The following is a 17789-nucleotide window of genomic DNA, read 5'->3' as shown; positions in this document are numbered from 1 at the left end:
ACAATATTTTTGAGAAAAGGCTAAATATTCAATTGGCTATCAAATAACATACTAGAACCAACGCTTATATGCAATTGTGGTAGATCAACAACAATAACACTGATAACTAAACCTTAGGATATTACAGAGCATTTACTGATAAAATATCACTAAATTAGTCACAATTACTTGCTAAGCGGCTAACAATCATTAGAAATATTCGAGCTGCAATTTAATTATTTTCAATTAAAAAATTTGCCAATTCTTTTGAATTAAACGGTTTTCTTAAAACGGGGTAATGCCATTGTTTATCTTCCTCAGCAATATAACCACTAATTGAAAAGATTCGAATATTAGGAAACTTTGCTTTCACTAATTCCACAGCCTCTCGACCTGAAATATCGGGTAATATCATATCGGTAATAAAAATATCAAAAGGTTGCTCAGTCGCTAAAATGTTCATTAAACCCATTTTATTGTTGGTATGTTCAGTTTTAACGCCTTCGTTTTCTAAATACAAGGAAACAAACTCAGCAATACTTATCTCATCATCTAAAATAAGTACGCGCTTTCCCTTTATATTTAATTGGCTTTTAAGCGTTAAGGGACTTTTTTTCGGGGGATTTTTTAAAATCTGGCACTTAAAGACTAAGGTAAAGTGCGCCCCACCCAAACTGCCATGTCCTGAAACTCGTATATGACCATTATGCTTATATATTGTGCTATAAACATTAGCTAATCCAATACCGTTGCCCTTATTAACTGATTTACTGCTGTAAAAGGGATCAAACACTTTAGTCAAATTACCTTGCTCAATACCCACACCACTATCTTTGACATGAATTTCTAAATTTTGCTGATCATTAATGTTGGCTGATATTTCTATCTGTCCAATTAAGCCTCTTTCGCGGATCGCATCCTGAGAATTTAACACTAAGTTAAGCAATATATTAATAAATTCACCTTGAGGAAACTTTATTTTACAGCATAGTTCATTGGTATGAATGCTAAAGTCTATGGTAGGAAGTAACAATTGCTTAAAAAGATATTGGTTATCAATAATATCCTGTATCGGGTCAAACCGAACCACTTTGATGGTAGGTTTACGCGTAAAAGCTAATAAACGCTCGGTAACGCTTTTACCTTTATCTATCGCATTCTTGACCCGCTCAATATACCTTGAAATATCACGTTCACCTTGGGCGAACTTAATCTCTAACATTTCGGTAGCGCCTAAAGCGACGCCCAGTACATTATTGATGTCATGTGAAACATTGCCAAAAGTATTACCCAGTAAAGCGAGTCGATTACTAATAAGTTGTTGTTGGTCTTTACGAAATTGCTCAGTAACGTTTTCAACAATCCAAATAAATATTCCTTCATCGGCTTCATAGGTTACCGATAAATCAAAAACACTATTGTATTCATCAAAACTAATATGAGTTTCTTTAAGTTGACCACACTTTTTTGCTTTTCGTTTAAACGCAAGATAGTCGGTAATACTGAAATTAATATAATTAAAAAGCACGGCGCTACTGTGGGCAGTTTTTGGTGTTAGATCTTGATAAACGACATTATCTTTGTCATCAATAAAGAAAACCGGTACCTTTATTGTATAATTGACCATAGCGAGCAGTTTTAATTTTTCAAAAATAGTTTCTGATTGGCTAATATCTTTAAATACGCCGAAAACACCAACAACGTCACCCGCAGTATTGAGTTCAACCTCACCAAAACACTCCACTTTCACTTTATTGCCCTGTTTATTTCTTATAGCACTTTTAAAGTAGAAGCCTTGTTTATTGACAATGGCATTATCTAAATAATTTCGTACCTTAACCTGTTCTTCTACCAGGTAAAAGTCTAAGGCCGAAACTACCTTTGGTTGGTAATTAGTGGCGTCTACACCATGAATTTTATAAAGCTCAGTTGACCAATATAAGGTATTATCAATACAATCTAGACGCCAATGCCCTGATTTATTTAAACTTTCCGCTAGCAACAGATAATTATTTCTTTCTTTTAGCTTTTCGACTAATTGATGTTGCGCGGTGATATCTTTAACTGAGCCAAACATTTTATAAGCACGCTCAGCCCTGTATTCGATAATTTTACCAAAAACAGTTACCCACTTCGTAGCACCTTGCTCTGTAGTCATTGACAGCGTTAAATTTATACTGGGTATTTCACCAAGACAATGCGCTTTGGCTTCTTGGTTAAGGCGGGCTAAATCTTCTTCTTTTAACCATTTTTGACCAAAAGAAAGTGGGCCTAAGAATGCTTCTGCAGAATAATCCAACATAGCCATAAATTGTGCGGAATAAAGTAGCGTTCCTTCAATAATATTCCACTCCCAAAAAGCTTCTTCTATGGTGTTTAATATTTTATGGGTGTGTTTTGATAACGCTGCAGATTCTATTTTTTCTGCTAGCTTTTCCCGCTCATTAATCGTTTTATCGTCAGAGCTATCGTTTAACAATGAATCCGAAAGGTAGACGGTATAACCGCCAGCAACTTCACTTGTTTTTATTGTACAATTGAGCATCTCATCTGATTTACTCAATAAGACAACATCTCTAACACCTGATCCACGTTGGAAGTTATGACAAAACTTTAGATGCGAATTAGCAAATTCCTTGGGCAAGAGCATTTCTAGCGGTTGCCCTTTAATTTCTGCTAAACAATAACCAGAAAAACTTTCTGCCCAACGATTACAACCGGTAATAATCCCTTGATGATCTAATTGAATAACCGAAAAAGGAATACTATTGATCGATACCGTTAAATCGTTAGAGGTAGCGTTCAAAATAGTTCATCTTCATCATCAAAATCAACTACTTCCTCTTCTTGTTGTTGATTAAGGACTTCAAGTTCATCAACACTGGCTAAGGCGCCATCAAGTAAATCGGTAACTTCAAGAAAATTTATATCATCTTGTGAGTGTTTTTTTAAAGCACCATGAACCAAGTTGGTCAGATATTGTTCTTGTTCATCTGACATCTCTAGGACATGGAAGCTCATACCTATGTTAGTGACTATCTCATTCATCACTTCCTGTTGATGGTGCTTAGATATGGCAATCATATTTTTGGTAGTAGAAACAGCTTGCTGAATTTTACTTTGTACTTGCACCAGTGAATTTTTATAGGTAATAAAAGCAATACGAGCACCGATGCATTCAATAACAGAGGCGAGTGCATCAATATATATATCAGTATCAATAGCGCCATCTACTAAATTTAAAATAAGGATTGAGCACAGTGGGTGGTTAAAAATAGTTCTAGAACTAAAGCGATATAAGCGAGGTTTAACCCTTAACAGTTTCATTACATCGATTTCTACCGGAGAACAAAAGCCATTTTTAGAACTAAAGAAAAGTGATTTTTCATTGATCGGGTAAAAAGCAATACAGCCATCTAAGTTCATTGTATAAAGAAATGAAAACACTTCATCTCTAATTTTTTCTAAAGTAAAACAATGATTAAGTCGAGATGTTAGCTGCATACAGCTGCCATATTTAGCCGCTTGTGCCATTGAAATATTAATAACTCGATCTTTTGAACTAATTTCTGTTTCAAAGCTATGAATTTTATCTTGATAAGAAATAAGTTTTTTTAGCTTTTTATCCAAAGCTAATAAAGAAATAGGTTTTGCAAGGAAATCATCGGCACCACACTCTAAACCTTTAAGTACAGCATCTTCGGTGGCTAGGCCAGAATACAAGACAAAAGAGGTTGCGACGGTATGTTGTTCAACGTTACGTTTTATCCATTGTGACCCTTTGTCTTCGCCAATATTTTCATCAACTAAGGCGATGTCAAAAAGTTGATTGTCGCTGACTAACTTATCCGCATCTTTAATATTAGTCGCGCACGTTACTTCAAAACTTTCGGTTAATGCTTCATGAAGCAGTTCAAGGTAATCTTTGTCATCATCAATAATTAACAAACGGGGTTTAGGCATAATAATTCCTTTTTTTATGAGATTTCAACCTTAGTAAAGGCAGTTGTTAAGCACTTTTTTGAAAAACACTAGAACGATTACGCCCTTGGTCTTTTGCTTGATATAAAGCGATATCAGCTTGTTTTATTAATTCACTTGCATTGGATACGTGATCGGCAGCGCTTGTTGTTGCAATACCAATACTTACCGTCACATAAGGAAATATTGATGAATATTCGTGTTTTATTTTTTGGCTTAATAGCGCTAAGCTTAATTCTTTTGCTTTAAATCTAGCGCCCTCGACTGGCGTAAAAGGCAACACAACAATAAATTCCTCTCCCCCATAACGAGCTAATGAGTCAGTGGCTCGATTAAGCGTTTCATTAAGCGTATTAGCAACCTGAACTAAACACTTATCGCCTTGTGGGTGACCATAGTTATCGTTATAAGGCTTAAAAAAGTCAATATCTATCATCAATATTGATAATTCCCCTTGTTGTCGCTCATTAATTTGCCAAGCACTAGCGAGGACTTCTTCTAACCCTCTTCGGTTAAGTATCTGCGTTAGCGGGTCAATACTACTGAGTATTTCTAGTTGTTTATTGGCGCGTTCAAGCGCTCCTTTCATTTTGGTAATACGTTCCATCGCTCTTAATTTTGCGCTCAAAATCACTTGTTTTATCGGCTTTGTTAAGTAATCGTCAGCACCCGCATCAATACCTTGAGTTAAATACTCTTCGCTGTCGTTGGAGCTAAGAAAGATAATAGGGAACCATTTGGGGTATTCTTTTCTTATCATTTTTGTTAGCGCAAAACCGTCAACCTCGGGCATTTCTATATCCATAAGCACTAAATCAATGTTTTCTTTCTTTAATGCTGCCATCGCCTGCACATGACCATTAGCAACGACGGCAATATGGCCGCTGTCAATGATCATCGCACTAACAACTTCTCTGATAAACTTATTATCATCCACAACTAAAATGTTCACATTAATGCCTTATTACATGGGCCATAAATTAAAATATTGATGTTTACGATGCCCAAACATATGATGCTTCGACAACATTACCATTATCTTGGAAGTCTAAGCTGTCACACAGCTGCTCAACTAACTCAATACCACGACCGCTAAGCTCGAGTTTATTTGCTGGCTTGTTCACTCGTTGCTCATAGTATTTTTTTATATCAAATCCTTGCCCACTATCTTGTATTTTAATCATAATTCGACCGCCATTTGGAAAGGGGTAATGGCATATTTGTAATTCGATAAAGCCATGCGCTAAATTTTTCAAACGCAATTCTCGTTCTTTATAATATTGAGAGAAACCATCTGCACTGGCTTTTAACTTAGAGCTTAAGCCTAAGACACCATGGTCAAGTGAATTAATAAATAACTCAGTGAGTATGCTGTATAAACTTTGCCAATGCTCTGCATGACCTTCTATATCATTTATTTGATTCATAGCCATAGGAATTGGGTTTATAGAGGCTAAGCGCTTACCACTTAAGGTTAGTTGCCAGTGCCATGCTGGCTCTGTTGCCAAATAGATATCGTCAAGTTGCTTAGCTGAAATATTGGTAATGCCATGACTGGCGACCAGCACGTGCTCCCAACCTCCGCAAGGAATGTCAATCAATGAAATATCATCTTCTTGTGGCATAGCTTGGCAAAAGTCATTAACCGCGTTAAGCACACATTCACTAACCTTATGCGTGATTACGCCATGCTTTGCCGCCTGTTCGAATCGGTCAAAATCAAACATTTCCCCGTGTTCATTTCTCGCCTCGACAATACCATCACTGATTAAGATCATCCGATCGGTTTCTTCAATACCAAATACGGTTAATTTACTATCGGGTAAAAGCTTTGGAAGCACACCTATCGGTGGGTGACTTGACGATATTTGATGTTTTATTTTTCCTTGTTCAGAAAACAAGTAAGCATCGGGTAAGCCCGCATTAAAAACATAAACAGATTTATCATGGCTAGAGATACTGGCAAACCCCGCCGCAAGAAATAAATCTGCAGGCAGTAAATCATAAAGTTGATGATTAATTTGATTAATAATTTCAAATAACAAAAAACCTTTTTTGGTCATTGCTCTAAAGGTTTCCGCTAAGGGAATAGCACCAATAGATGAACGCAGTCCATGGCCAGTAAAATCTCCCAACATAACATTAACGTCACCATTAGGAGATAAAGCCGTTAGTTGTATATCACCACTAAATAACGCGGCGGGTTTTTTAATAATGCCAATGCGGTCAAGCGAGAAGTTTCTTGCCTCAATAACGCCCGACATTAACTGTTCAGCAAGCTCGGCATCTTTTTGTTGTTCTTGTTGTAAAATCTTAACTTGTGCGTATAAATCACTGATTCGTTGGATTGACTTTATTTTAGCTTTAAAAACTTTGGGTGAAAACGGCCTGACCAATATACCGTCACCGCCAGCATCAACACACTCAATAAAGGCTTCATCTGTATCCATACTGGTAATAAAAATCAGTGGGCACAAGCTATTATCTTGCGATAAACTTTTAATTTCTCTTGCTGCTTCATAGCCGTTCATAATGGGCATATTAATGTCCATTAACACTAAGTCAGGCTTATATTTAACATACATTGCCACGCCACGAGCACCATCATTAGCTGTAAAAACACGATAACCTTGCTCTTTTAATAAGACGCTTAAGACTTTGCATTGCATGGCAGAGTCGTCAACAACTAAAGCTAATTTAACATCATTTTTTCCAGCTAACACGGCTATAACCTATAATTCTATGGTGAGTAAACGGTGAAATTGCGCGATTTCTAAAATTTTATTCACTGAATCGCTTGGCTTACTAATCACAACTTTTCCTGAATAGTTTTCAGCATGATCTTTAAGTAATAAAATCATGCCTAAAGCAGAGCTATCCATATAAGTCGCTTTTGATAAACAGATAGTAAACATCGAGTTTTTTTCTTTACAGTTAATATAGGCATCTCGAAAGTGTTGATGCAGTGAGAAATCAAACCGACCTTCAATACTAATTTCTATATTTTTTTTATCTTCTGATACTTGCTTTATAACATTCATAGTCGTTCCTAATAATTTATAATTAAAACAACTCAACAACACCCTCATCCATAGATGACTGAGATACGCTGCGCTGCTCATTTTGATGATGAGATTGTTCGATAAGCGATTGACATTGATGCTGTAATTTTTGTAATGCTTGTGGAGTATTACTATTATTGATTTCAAATTCCATTAAAACTTGATTGAGAGCCGTAATAGTTTCAGTATTATGTTTAAGGGTTGCAAGGGCTTGACACGTTAAGTCTTCAAATTGTAGCGAGCGAATGCCTGTAGCGACTGTTTCAGCAATTTTTGGTGATAATCCAGCAAGCTCTTCAACAATGGCATTGGTTTGTGAAGAAGATTCACCCACATGCTCAACCATAAGACTGACTCGACTTTTAGCCTCAAGTGTTGCGGTCATATCAGCTGAAGCCATAACTTGAATTGAGTTTCTTAGCTTTTCAATGATAATTTGTGCCAATGATATTTCTTCACGAATATTATCATTGAGCTCGGTAGAATTAACTGATAACGCCCTGACTTCATTGGCCACTACAGCAAAACCTCTACCGGCATCTCCGGCTCTCGCTGCTTCTATAGCGGCATTAAGGGCTAATAAATTAGTTTGGCTCGCTAAACTTTCTACTTGTCCCAATAAGCTAAAAATACCGTCGAGCTGTTTACTCATTTCATCGCTAAATGACACGGCGGCTAAACTTTGCTTGCTAGTGGTCATAATCACCTGTAAAAAATCATCTAAAGTCTCACTGGAGTCGTGAACAAAAGACTCTATCGTGGTACCGTTTTCATCAACAGCACCTCGATGATTACCAATAGCAACATTAAGCATGACTTGTTGTTCATCCGTTAAGCTTTTTAAAGACTTGAAACTATCTGCAATCCCAGTCGTAGCCTCTTGAATTAAGATACTGGCCCGGTCAACTTCTGTATCAACGATGGCTATTTGCTGGCTAAGTAAGCTAACAATTTTTGTCAGGGTTATTTTTATTTCTTTTTCATTGTTGTTTACATTAAGCCCATTGCGCCCCTCAACATCACTTGCACTAGATAATGTTAGCAAAGCATGATTATTTTTATATAAGATAATCAAGACAAACGACAGTAATAATGTCAGCGTAATTGATAAGTAACTCAGTTGAAAAAATAAAAGGTCCATCAGTATTACGCCAACAATCACCAGCCCAGTCTTTAATAACAGCATGGCTTTATTTTTCATAAAACACCTCTTTTTTACTCTGTCGAGCCAGTGCAGCATGAGCTAAAATTTCCTTAGGTATATTAACTAATGAGCACTCTTTTACCTGAGCATTTAATGCATGAGCACTGCCTGGCATACCCCAAATTAAACTACTTGCCTTATCTTGGATAATAGTCATAGCGCCAGCATTTTTTAAATTTAATAAACCTTTGGCTCCATCTTGTCCCATGCCGGTTAATAATACCGCTTGAACATTGTTAGCAAGTGGTAGTAAGGAATTAAACAAAATGTCAACGGCAGGCTTGTGGCGGTTAACATCAGGTGAGTCTTCTAAAATACAAAAAAGTGCTCCACCTTTACTTTCTACTTTTAGATGAAGATTACCTGGCGCAATATAAACATTACCCGCTTTAATCTTTTGGCCATGCCTTGCTTCTTGCACATCAACGGCACAAATTTCGTTCATCCGTTGTGCATATCTCGCACTGAATGTTTTTGGAATATGTAAGGTGATAACCACAGCTGGAGAATTACTTGGCAAAGCGGTAATAATCGCTTTAATTGCTTCAGTGCCTCCTGTTGAAGCGCCAATAGCCACTAAATGATTCGAGCGCTGGCAACCTTTAAAGGGTAGTAGACCAGTCGCTAGAGGTTTTGATAACGTGCTGTTAAGTCGAAAATTTTTATTATCAACCGTTGCGGCAAATTTTATTTTTCTCAATAAAGTCTCTTGAAAGGTAGACTTATTAGCAATCAAGGCTTCAAAACTAGGTTTTGCAATAAAATCAACAGCTCCTATTTCTAAAGCTTGTAGGGTGATATCAGCCCCTTTAGTCGTTAATGTTGATAGCATCACTACCGGCATAGGATGCAGTCGCATTAAGTTTTTCAAAAAGGTAATACCATCCATCTTTGGCATTTCAATATCTAAAGTCAGTACGTCAGGATTTAGCTTTTTGATTTGCTCTCGAGCGATCATAGGGTCTTTAGCTTCGCCAACTACTTCAATTTCAGGATCATCTTTTAAAACCTCATTAACAACCGCTCGGATAACCGAGGAATCGTCAATAATTAATACTTTAATTGGCTTCATATAAATAACATCCTAAGCTCGATAGTGGCTAATAAATAGCGCTAAGAAAATTCTACTTCACCTTCTACAGGTGTTTGGTCTATACGGTTTTACTATTCAACACTTTCATCGGTTGATTATTATCGCTAAAATAATTCTACATCACCCTCTACAGGTGTTTGGTCTATACGGTTTTAATATTCAACACTTTCATTGGTTAATTGTTATCAATAAAATAATTCTACGTCACAAGCTCAGCATGTGCTTGGTTTATATGGATTTTAATAATCACTAAAATAATTCCACATCACCTTCTACAGGTGTTTGGTCTATACGGTTTCTGTAAGCACTTTCACGGCGCGCAATAGTATCATTATGTAAATTATCAATCGTTTTAACAAAAGCTCGGCCACTTAGCGGTTCAAACAAAATTTTGCGAGGAAAAAAAGAACCTAAATCTGAACCTTCAACGGGTATCCCTTCATCTGCAAGATATTTCATCACAAAGCTAATATTTCTTTCGCCAATATCAGACATATGTTTTAAGACTTTACCGCCACCAAATACCTTAGCGCGTAAATTTACTTTTCGACCACCATTTTTCAATATCATATTAATGAGGTGTTCCATTGCAAAGTTACCATAACGCGTTGCATCAGATGCCATACCACGTTGTCCCCAATCAACTTCATGGGCTTCTTTATCGGTTAGCGGTAGCATAAAATGATTCATGCCACCTATTCCGCTATGTTCATCCCAAATACAGGCTGAAATACAAGACCCTAACGTGGTCGCTATAGCAACATTTTCTCGAGTCATATAAAACTCACCCGGAAGAATTTTAGCGATAACTTGTTGTCTTTTTGCATCCCAGTAATGATTTATATGGGCAAACTCTGCTAAACATTGTTTTAAGCATTGCTTAACATAAATATTATCTTGTCGATTTAAAACCATGATTATTTGTTCACTTATTATAGAACGGCTAAAATGCTTTTCTAAAAATGGTACGTCCGACACTTTCAAAATGTTGTTGATATTGACCTAAATTTTCACTATGCCCTAAAATAAGCAAACCGCCTGGTGCTAACATTTCATAATACCGGGCAAATAATTCTTGCTGCGTTTTTTTGTCAAAATATATAATCACATTTCGACAAAAAATGATGTCAAATGGCCCTTTCATTGGCCATTCATGTAATAGATTCAATTTTTTAAAGGTAATAAGTGCTTGTAACTGTTTACCTACCTTTACTTTACTTTCGTTAATGCCAATGCCTTTGGTAAAATATTTTTCCTTAAACTTCCTGGGAACATCTTCTATGCGGCGTTCATCATAAGTCCCTTCTTTAGCAACAGCTAACACATTACTGTCAATATCTGTTGCTAATATTTTTACATCCCATTGACTTAATTGGCTTTTCATTGCTTCGAGCACCGTAATAGCAATACTGTAAGGTTCTTCTCCAGTGGAGCTTGCAGACGACCAAATTCTCAGACGTTTATCATGCGATAGGCGATTACCGAGTAACTTAGGTAGTTCATCTTGCGTCATATAATCAAAATGATGTTGCTCACGAAAAAAACTGGTTAAATTCGTGGTAATCGCATTGATAAAGTAATCTTGCTCTTTTTCTGTATCTGCCTTTAATAAGTTGCAATAAGCCGTAAAGGAGGGAAGTTTACGCTCACGAATAATACGAGTAAGACGACGGTACACCATCTCTTTTTTACTGGCATTGAGTACAATACCAGCTGTGTCATAAACAAATTGACAAAGATAATCAAAGTTATCGCCACTTAATTGAAACGCTTTATCACGCTCTGTCATTAATAGTATGCCCTAGAACTCTTCCCACTCTTGATCAGATTCAGTTTTGGTTCTAGTCACCCTTGCTCTGGGCGCTGGTCTGGTTGGTTGTCTGCTCGCGGCTCTTGTTGGTTGTCTACTTGCAGGCTGTCTACTTGCAGGCTGTCTACTTGCTGGTCTTCTACTTGTTTGTTGTGAGCGACGAACGGGGGTTTGAATCTCTTGTTCATCATCTTCGCCATTATTAAAGAAGGCAACTTGATCAAGGAGTGCTTGTGACTGTTCTTCCATTGACTTACTCGACGCTGCCGCTTCTTCGACTAATGCAGCATTTTGTTGAGTCATTTCGTCCATTTGGCTAACGGCTGCACTGACTTCGCCAATACCGGCCGATTGCTCTTTACCCGCACTGTCAATATCGCTGATCATTTTACTGACTTCTTCAATAGCATTAACCAATTCAGTAAAAGTTTGACCGGTTTCATCAACTAACTTAGTCCCTTGACCTACCGCTTCAACACTGTCGTTTATTAAACCTTTAATCTCTTTAGCGGCACCGGCTGAACGTTGCGCTAAGTTGCGAACTTCTGCAGCAACCACCGCAAAACCACGACCTTGTTCACCCGCTCTTGCCGCTTCAACTGCAGCATTTAAGGCCAACAAGTTGGTTTGAAAGGCAATTTCATCAATAACACTAATAATGTCAGCTATTTTTTTACTCGACTTATTAATATCACTCATCGCCGTGATAGCATTTTTTACTACTGCGCCACCATTAGTTGCTTTGTCCATGACCGAAGCTGACAACTTACTCGCTTCAGATGCATTCTCTGCATTTTGCTGCACAGTACTGGTTAGTTCTTCCATAGCAGAAGCTGTTTCTTCAAGGCTAGAGGCTTGAGATTCTGTTCTGTGGCTAAGTTCATTGTTTCCTTCAGCAAGTTCACGAGCCGAATCAAAAACATTGGTTGACGCGCTGCGAATATCACCAACCATATTACTCAATACATCAATAAATTCATTAATAGAAGTGCCAATAATATTAAATTCACCTACCAACTCTGTTTCAATGTATTGCGTTAAATCACCGTCGGATAAGGTCATTAACGTTTCTTTAATTTGAGCAATAGCTTGCTTTCTTCCGGTGATATCTGCGGCATATTTAACGACTTTCATGGTCTTGCCATTTAAATCTAAAATAGGGTTGTAAGACGCTTGAATCCAAACTTCTTTTCCGCCTTTGCCTATGCGTAAATATTCGCCACTGTCGAATTCACCGCGATTCAGTTTTTGCCAAAATTGTTGATATTCAATAGTCGACTTATGAGCAGGCTCAACAAATAAGCTATGGTGTTGCCCCTGTATTTCACTAAGTGTATAACCTAACGCCGATAAAAAATTGTCATTGGCGGTAATAATAGTACCGTCCATATTAAATTCAATCACCGCTTGAGATTTGCTTATCGCGGCAATTTGTCCAGAATAATCAGCACTTATTAATTTTTGTTTGGTGACATCTGAGGCGAATTTCACCACTTTAAAAGGTTTATCATTTAAGTCTAATATAGGATTGTAAGAAGCTTGTATCCAAACTTCTTTACCACCTTTACCGATGCGTTTATATTCTTTTGAGTCGTATTCACCGCGATTTAAGCTTTCCCAAAAGAGTTTATATTCAACACTCCCTTTGAGCTCTGGCTCAATAAACATGCTGTGATGCTGGCCTTTTACTTCTTCTAGGGTATAGCCGAGCGTTGATAAAAAGTTTTCATTCGCGGTGATAATTGTGCCGTCCATATTAAATTCAATCACAGCTTGCGCTTTACTTATCGCTTCGATCTGACCTAAAAAGTTTGCGTTGGCTAATTTTTGTTCAGTAATGTCCGTTGCAAATTTCATCACTTTATAAGGAACACCCTCTGTATTAAGAATAGGGGTATAAGACGCCTGTATCCAAACTTCTCTGCCGCCTTTAGCAATGCGTTTATAAGTTTTTGATTCAAACTCACCACGATTCAAGCTTTCCCAAAAATTTTGATATTCTTCACTTATTTTAAAACTATGTTCGACAAACATACTGTGATGCTTACCTTGCACTTCTTCTAAGCTATAACCTAAGGTCGATAAGAAGTTTTCATTGGCGGTAATAATAGTACCGTCCATATTAAACTCAATTAGCGCTTGAACTTTATTCAGTGCTTCTATCTGAGCTAACATGTCTGCAAATTGCAATTCTTTAGCCTGCTCAACTGAAATTTCGGTATCTTTACCCATGGTAGTATTCTTCCCTATCGATTGAATGTTATCTTTTATTTTTATAGAATTAAGCACTAACTCAATAACAATGCTTCCTACTAAACGTTTAATTGTCGAGATCCAAGCTCTTTTGAGCGCAATTTTTAACTCTTTATCTAGTATCATTGTTAATGCTAGCAACAAGGCATTTTCAACATCTGCTTGATAATTTTTAACATCATTAATAGTGACTGATGTATTAATTTTTTCTTTAGTCAGTTCAATTGGCTGTAATAAATTTATTTCATGGCTTAATAAACAGATAAAGTCTTTATTAGCCCGGATTTTATCTTGCTTATCATTTTTTAATAATGCTGCTAATTCCGGTCGTAATACAAATAATTGTTGATAAAACAAATCGCCAACATTGGGTGAAAGTGTCAGTATTTTTTGCCAACTTTGCTGAACTAAATTGATCTGTTTACCTGTCATTATATTAATGCTCTTATTTATTGAGATTGTCGTTTATTCAATAACTATCAACAATTAACGCTGCTTTCTATGTGTTTTGCTGTGAACTTTTTAGGTGATTGTCTACGTCGTAGAGTTCGTCCTGATCTAATAAACTATGACTATCAAGTAAAATAATAAGCCTGTCGTCAATTGACACTAAGCCCTGTAAAAAACAACGATCTATTTTATTACCAAAAGTAGGAGGGACCCGTATTGATTTTTTGTCAAACTTGTACACTTCTGACACGGCGTCGACCACAATACCGACTACCATGTTTTTTTGACTATTTGGCTTTCGTAAAATAATGGTCACTGTTTGCTCATTATATACGAGCGGTTGTTGACCAAAACGTTGGCGTAAATCTATGATAGGTACAATAATGCCACGTAAGTTAATGACCCCTTTGATATAATTTGGCTTGTTCGGTAACTCAGTAACTGAACTCCACACGCGTATTTCTTGTACGCATAAAATATCAACACCATACTCTTCGCCATTTAACATAAAGGTGAGATATTCTTGCTCTTGTTCCATGGTATCTTCCTTTATTTATATTAACTGATGTTTTTCAATTTCTTGTAAAACGTTAACATTGAGTAAAATGACAACATTTTCGCCAACATTTACTAAACCTTGTAAGTAATTTTGTGGTACATAGCCACCAAATGCTGGGGCAGGTTTTATATCGCTAGCTTCTACATTGAGCACATCTGAGACGGCGTCAACCACAAAACCTATAGTGCGCGTTTTGTCTTCGGTTTCCACAGTTAAAACAATCACTACCGTTGTTTCACAATAAATAGCACTACCGATATTAAATTTCATTCGTAGATCAACTATCGGTACAATAATACCGCGCATATTTATAACCCCTTTAATATAACAAGGTGAATTAGGGATGCGGGTTGGGTTTTCCCAACTACGTATTTCTTCGACACATAAAATATCAACCGCATATTGTTCATCGGCTAATAAAAAAGTGAGGTATTGGTCACCACTGGTTATAAAGTCGATGCCCTCTAAGGAATACTCTCCCTCAACTGGCACCTCTGCTGCTAACATTTGAATATCCATTAAGTGTTCACTCCTGTCGATATTGACTGGGTAATTTGAGATTGAACACTTGACTGGTGGTGTTGATTTATTTGTGCTTTTGTTAACGCCATTTCAATAATACCTGGTACATCAAGAATCATAGCCACAGAACCGTCACCCAAAATAGTGGCTCCTGAGACACCTTGAACTTGTTGATAATTATCATTTAAGCTCTTAATGACGACTTGCTGCTGGGCAAGTAAATCATCAACCATTAAACCAATTTTTTGTCCGTCTGCTTCAACCACAACCAACAAACAACTTTCGATATGTTCAAATTCACAAGGAATATTAAATAACTGATAAATAGGGATAACCGGTACATTATCTTCCCTGAGTCGATAAAGCAGCATGTCACCTGAAACACGATTAATAAGCTCTTTTTGTGGCTGCAGAGATTCAACAATAGTAATTAAAGGAATGATATAAACTTCCTTACCCACCCGAACTAACTGACCATCAAGTATCGCTAAGGTAAGGGGTAGGTTTACCCGAAAGGTACTCCCCTTGCCTTGTTCAGACTCGACTTGTATTCGTCCACCTAATGATTGAATATTCTTTTTTACCACATCCATACCGACGCCACGACCAGAAATATCACTGACTTCTTTAGCAGTAGAAAATCCAGGTTCAAAAAGTAAATCAAAAACTTGGCTATCAGACAAGGTGGTTTTTTCATCAACGAGGCCTTTTTCAAGTGCCTTATTAAAAACAGCTTGGCGGTCAATGCCGCCACCATCATCACTAATTTCAATACAAATACTGCCACCTTGATGAAAGGCATTAAGCACAATAGAACCCTTTTCAGGCTTACCATTAGCGAGTCTAACTTGTGCAGACTCAATACCATGATCAACGGCATTACGCACTAAATGTACCAGCGGATCGCCAATTTGTTCCATAACAGTTTTATCGAGTTCTGTTTGCTCACCTTTAAGAATAAGCTCAATTTCTTTTCCTGTTTTTTTAGACAGGTCATGTACTAACCTTGGAAAACGATTAAAAACGAAACTAATCGGTAGCATGCGAATTCGCATAACACTTTCTTGTAATTCTTTAGTATTTTGCAGTAACTGCTCCAACCCCGCATTTAGGCGCTCAACTTTTGATAAGTCAAAATCATTGCCTAACTCAGACAGCATAGATTGAGTAATTACTAATTCACCAACCAGGTTAATTAAACTGTCAACTTTATCAACACCGACTCGAATAGAGCCGAGATCATTTTTAGACTTACCTGCCGGCTTATCTGGGGTGTTTTTTGGCGTAGGCTCAGGAAAGCTGTCTTCGATTGGCGTTGTTATATTAGCCGCTTCATCTTGGCTTGACTCGTCAAGGGTATTGGCTTCAATCACCTCTTCAACGTTGACTTCTGGGATGTGATCTTCTTTGGTAATAATTAATTCACATTCATCTTCAACCCATTCAAAGACTTCTTTTATATCCGCTTCACTGGCATTTGAGCACAATGTTAACTGCCAACTTAAATAGAGTTCTTCGGCATCAATATCACTTAATGCTGGTAGGTCTTTAGCATCAGCCACTAAAGAAATTTCTCCTAAATCAGCCAAGGCATTAAAGAGGAGTAGAGGATCATTACCGGTTTGCACTAAATGATGCTCTGGTATAAATTTTATCTGCCACCTTGTTATATCATTGTTATTGTCTGTGGTGTCATCAACATTTATAAGTAGTGCTTCAGTATTCCCATTGCCACTTGAGGCTAATGTTTCCTCTAAGCGCGTTGAGTTTTCAGCTATTTTTTCACTATCACACTCTTGTTCATCTCTTATTGCCTCAATTAACAAGCGCATACAGTCAACAGACTCTAATAATAATTCAACGTCATCTTGTTCAATATTACGCCTGCCATCACGCATTTCATCAAGAAGTGTTTCAACCAAGTGGGTGAACTCTGTGACATGATTAAAGCCAAAAGTACCAGCACCTCCTTTAATGGAATGGGCAGCACGAAATATTGAATTAATCGTTTCATCATCACCTTGCTCTAAATTTAGCAAGCTCGACTCCATTAATTCGAGACCTTCAAAACTTTCTTCTAAAAAGCTTGGAATAAACTGTGTGAGATCTACGCTCATAATAGCTACCTAACAACCCGTTTAATGGTTGCTAATAATTTTTCAGGATTAAAAGGTTTAACTAACCATCCGGTAGCACCAGCTGCTTTGCCACGCATTTTCATATCACCAGAACTTTCGGTCGTTAGCATCAAAATAGGAGTAAACTTAAAAGGGGGTAACTTACGTAACTCTTCGCATAAAGTAATACCATCCATAATCGGCATATTTACGTCAGAGATCACTAAGTCAAACGCCCCACCCTGAGCTTTGCTCAAACCTTCTTGTCCGTCTCTTGCTTCAACGGTTTCATAACCGGCACTTTTTAATGTAAAACTAACCATATCGCGAATAGAGTTAGAATCATCAACAACCAAAATTTTGGTCATAGGTATTTCCTTTTTAAGGTAAATATAAACAGCAAAAGCTTAATAATATTTAGAGGATATCTCACTAAAAAATTGATTCTAAGCATTTAGATATTGATTTAAAATGGCTTCATTAAGCCCTAATTGCTTAACGCTTTCTTGAATAACACGGGAGGTAGAATTCCAATTGAGTACTTTATTTTGTGCTGCGATGTAGGTTACCGCCGCTAATAATAATTGCACACCAACGGTATCTATATGGGTAACAGCGCTGTCGTCAAAAGTTATAACATCATTTTTAGCAATTTCATCGAGTAACTGATTTTTACAGTCATCCACTTGAGCAATGGTTAGCAGAGCCGGTAATATGAACATTTAATCCCTTATAAATTCGTATAAAAATAGAATTCTT

15 protein-coding genes are annotated in these 17789 nt (G+C 37.1%); all 15 read right to left on the bottom strand.

The genetic code is table 11. The features are described from left to right. Positions 1-211: 211 nt before the first annotated feature. The 15 genes from H4J76_RS13500 to H4J76_RS13430 all read right to left on the bottom strand — a co-directional run bounded on the left by H4J76_RS13500 (position 212) and on the right by H4J76_RS13430 (position 17752). Complete coding sequence (locus tag H4J76_RS13500; RefSeq protein ID WP_182230804.1) at positions 212-2785, bottom strand: ATP-binding protein; 2574 nt, start codon at positions 2783-2785, stop codon at positions 212-214. Beyond that, the gene (locus tag H4J76_RS13495) at positions 2782-3942 is read right to left on the bottom strand and encodes a response regulator (RefSeq protein WP_182215810.1); all 1161 of its coding nucleotides are present in this window, start codon (positions 3940-3942) and stop codon (positions 2782-2784) included. The genes H4J76_RS13500 and H4J76_RS13495 overlap by 4 nt, the downstream gene beginning before the upstream one ends. A gap of 46 nt (positions 3943-3988) precedes the next feature. Next, entirely contained in the window at positions 3989-4912 is a 924-nt protein-coding gene (locus H4J76_RS20210) for a diguanylate cyclase (RefSeq protein WP_182215808.1), read from the bottom strand. Between the two features lie 43 nt (positions 4913-4955). Next, positions 4956-6683 (bottom strand): SpoIIE family protein phosphatase, encoded by a 1728-nt coding sequence (locus tag H4J76_RS20205; RefSeq protein ID WP_310733516.1) that lies wholly within the window; start codon positions 6681-6683, stop codon positions 4956-4958. Between the two features lie 9 nt (positions 6684-6692). Further along, the gene (locus H4J76_RS13480) at positions 6693-7001 is read right to left on the bottom strand and encodes an STAS domain-containing protein (RefSeq protein ID WP_182215806.1); all 309 of its coding nucleotides are present in this window, start codon (positions 6999-7001) and stop codon (positions 6693-6695) included. A gap of 22 nt (positions 7002-7023) precedes the next feature. Continuing rightward, on the bottom strand, positions 7024-8223 hold the full coding sequence (locus H4J76_RS20200) for a methyl-accepting chemotaxis protein (protein WP_182215804.1): 1200 nt from the start codon (positions 8221-8223) through the stop codon (positions 7024-7026). Further along, a complete protein-coding gene (locus H4J76_RS13470; protein WP_182230803.1) occupies positions 8213-9298 on the bottom strand; it encodes a chemotaxis response regulator protein-glutamate methylesterase in 1086 nt (361 codons plus the stop codon). The genes H4J76_RS20200 and H4J76_RS13470 overlap by 11 nt, the downstream gene beginning before the upstream one ends. 270 nt (positions 9299-9568) lie before the next feature. Then, positions 9569-10234, bottom strand: coding sequence for a chemoreceptor glutamine deamidase CheD (cheD, locus tag H4J76_RS13465; RefSeq protein WP_182215800.1), 666 nt, complete (start codon positions 10232-10234; stop codon positions 9569-9571). A gap of 28 nt (positions 10235-10262) precedes the next feature. After that, positions 10263-11108 carry a protein-glutamate O-methyltransferase CheR gene (locus H4J76_RS13460; RefSeq protein WP_182215798.1) on the bottom strand — a complete coding sequence of 282 codons (846 nt, stop codon included), beginning with the start codon at positions 11106-11108 and terminating at the stop codon, positions 10263-10265. A 12-nt stretch (positions 11109-11120) separates the two neighbouring features. After that, entirely contained in the window at positions 11121-13814 is a 2694-nt protein-coding gene (locus H4J76_RS20195; RefSeq protein ID WP_310733737.1) for a methyl-accepting chemotaxis protein, read from the bottom strand. A 67-nt stretch (positions 13815-13881) separates the two neighbouring features. Further along, a complete protein-coding gene (locus H4J76_RS13450; protein ID WP_182215796.1) occupies positions 13882-14370 on the bottom strand; it encodes a chemotaxis protein CheW in 489 nt (162 codons plus the stop codon). A 15-nt stretch (positions 14371-14385) separates the two neighbouring features. After that, positions 14386-14910: a chemotaxis protein CheW gene (locus H4J76_RS13445; protein WP_182215795.1), complete on the bottom strand. Its 525-nt coding sequence runs from the start codon at positions 14908-14910 to the stop codon at positions 14386-14388. Next, entirely contained in the window at positions 14910-17030 is a 2121-nt protein-coding gene (locus H4J76_RS13440) for a chemotaxis protein CheA (RefSeq protein WP_182215793.1), read from the bottom strand. The genes H4J76_RS13445 and H4J76_RS13440 overlap by 1 nt, the downstream gene beginning before the upstream one ends. A gap of 5 nt (positions 17031-17035) precedes the next feature. Continuing rightward, positions 17036-17398 carry a response regulator gene (locus tag H4J76_RS13435; protein WP_070373857.1) on the bottom strand — a complete coding sequence of 121 codons (363 nt, stop codon included), beginning with the start codon at positions 17396-17398 and terminating at the stop codon, positions 17036-17038. Between the two features lie 78 nt (positions 17399-17476). Then, positions 17477-17752: a lipid asymmetry maintenance protein MlaB gene (locus H4J76_RS13430; protein ID WP_182215791.1), complete on the bottom strand. Its 276-nt coding sequence runs from the start codon at positions 17750-17752 to the stop codon at positions 17477-17479. Between the last annotated feature and the right edge of the window lie 37 nt (positions 17753-17789).

The sequence above is a fragment of the Colwellia sp. BRX9-1 genome, assembly GCF_014077195.1.
Taxonomy (GTDB): Bacteria; Pseudomonadota; Gammaproteobacteria; order Enterobacterales; family Alteromonadaceae; genus Colwellia_A.
Note: the sequence above shows the minus strand (reverse complement) of the source record. Positions and strands in the feature narration are given on the sequence as shown.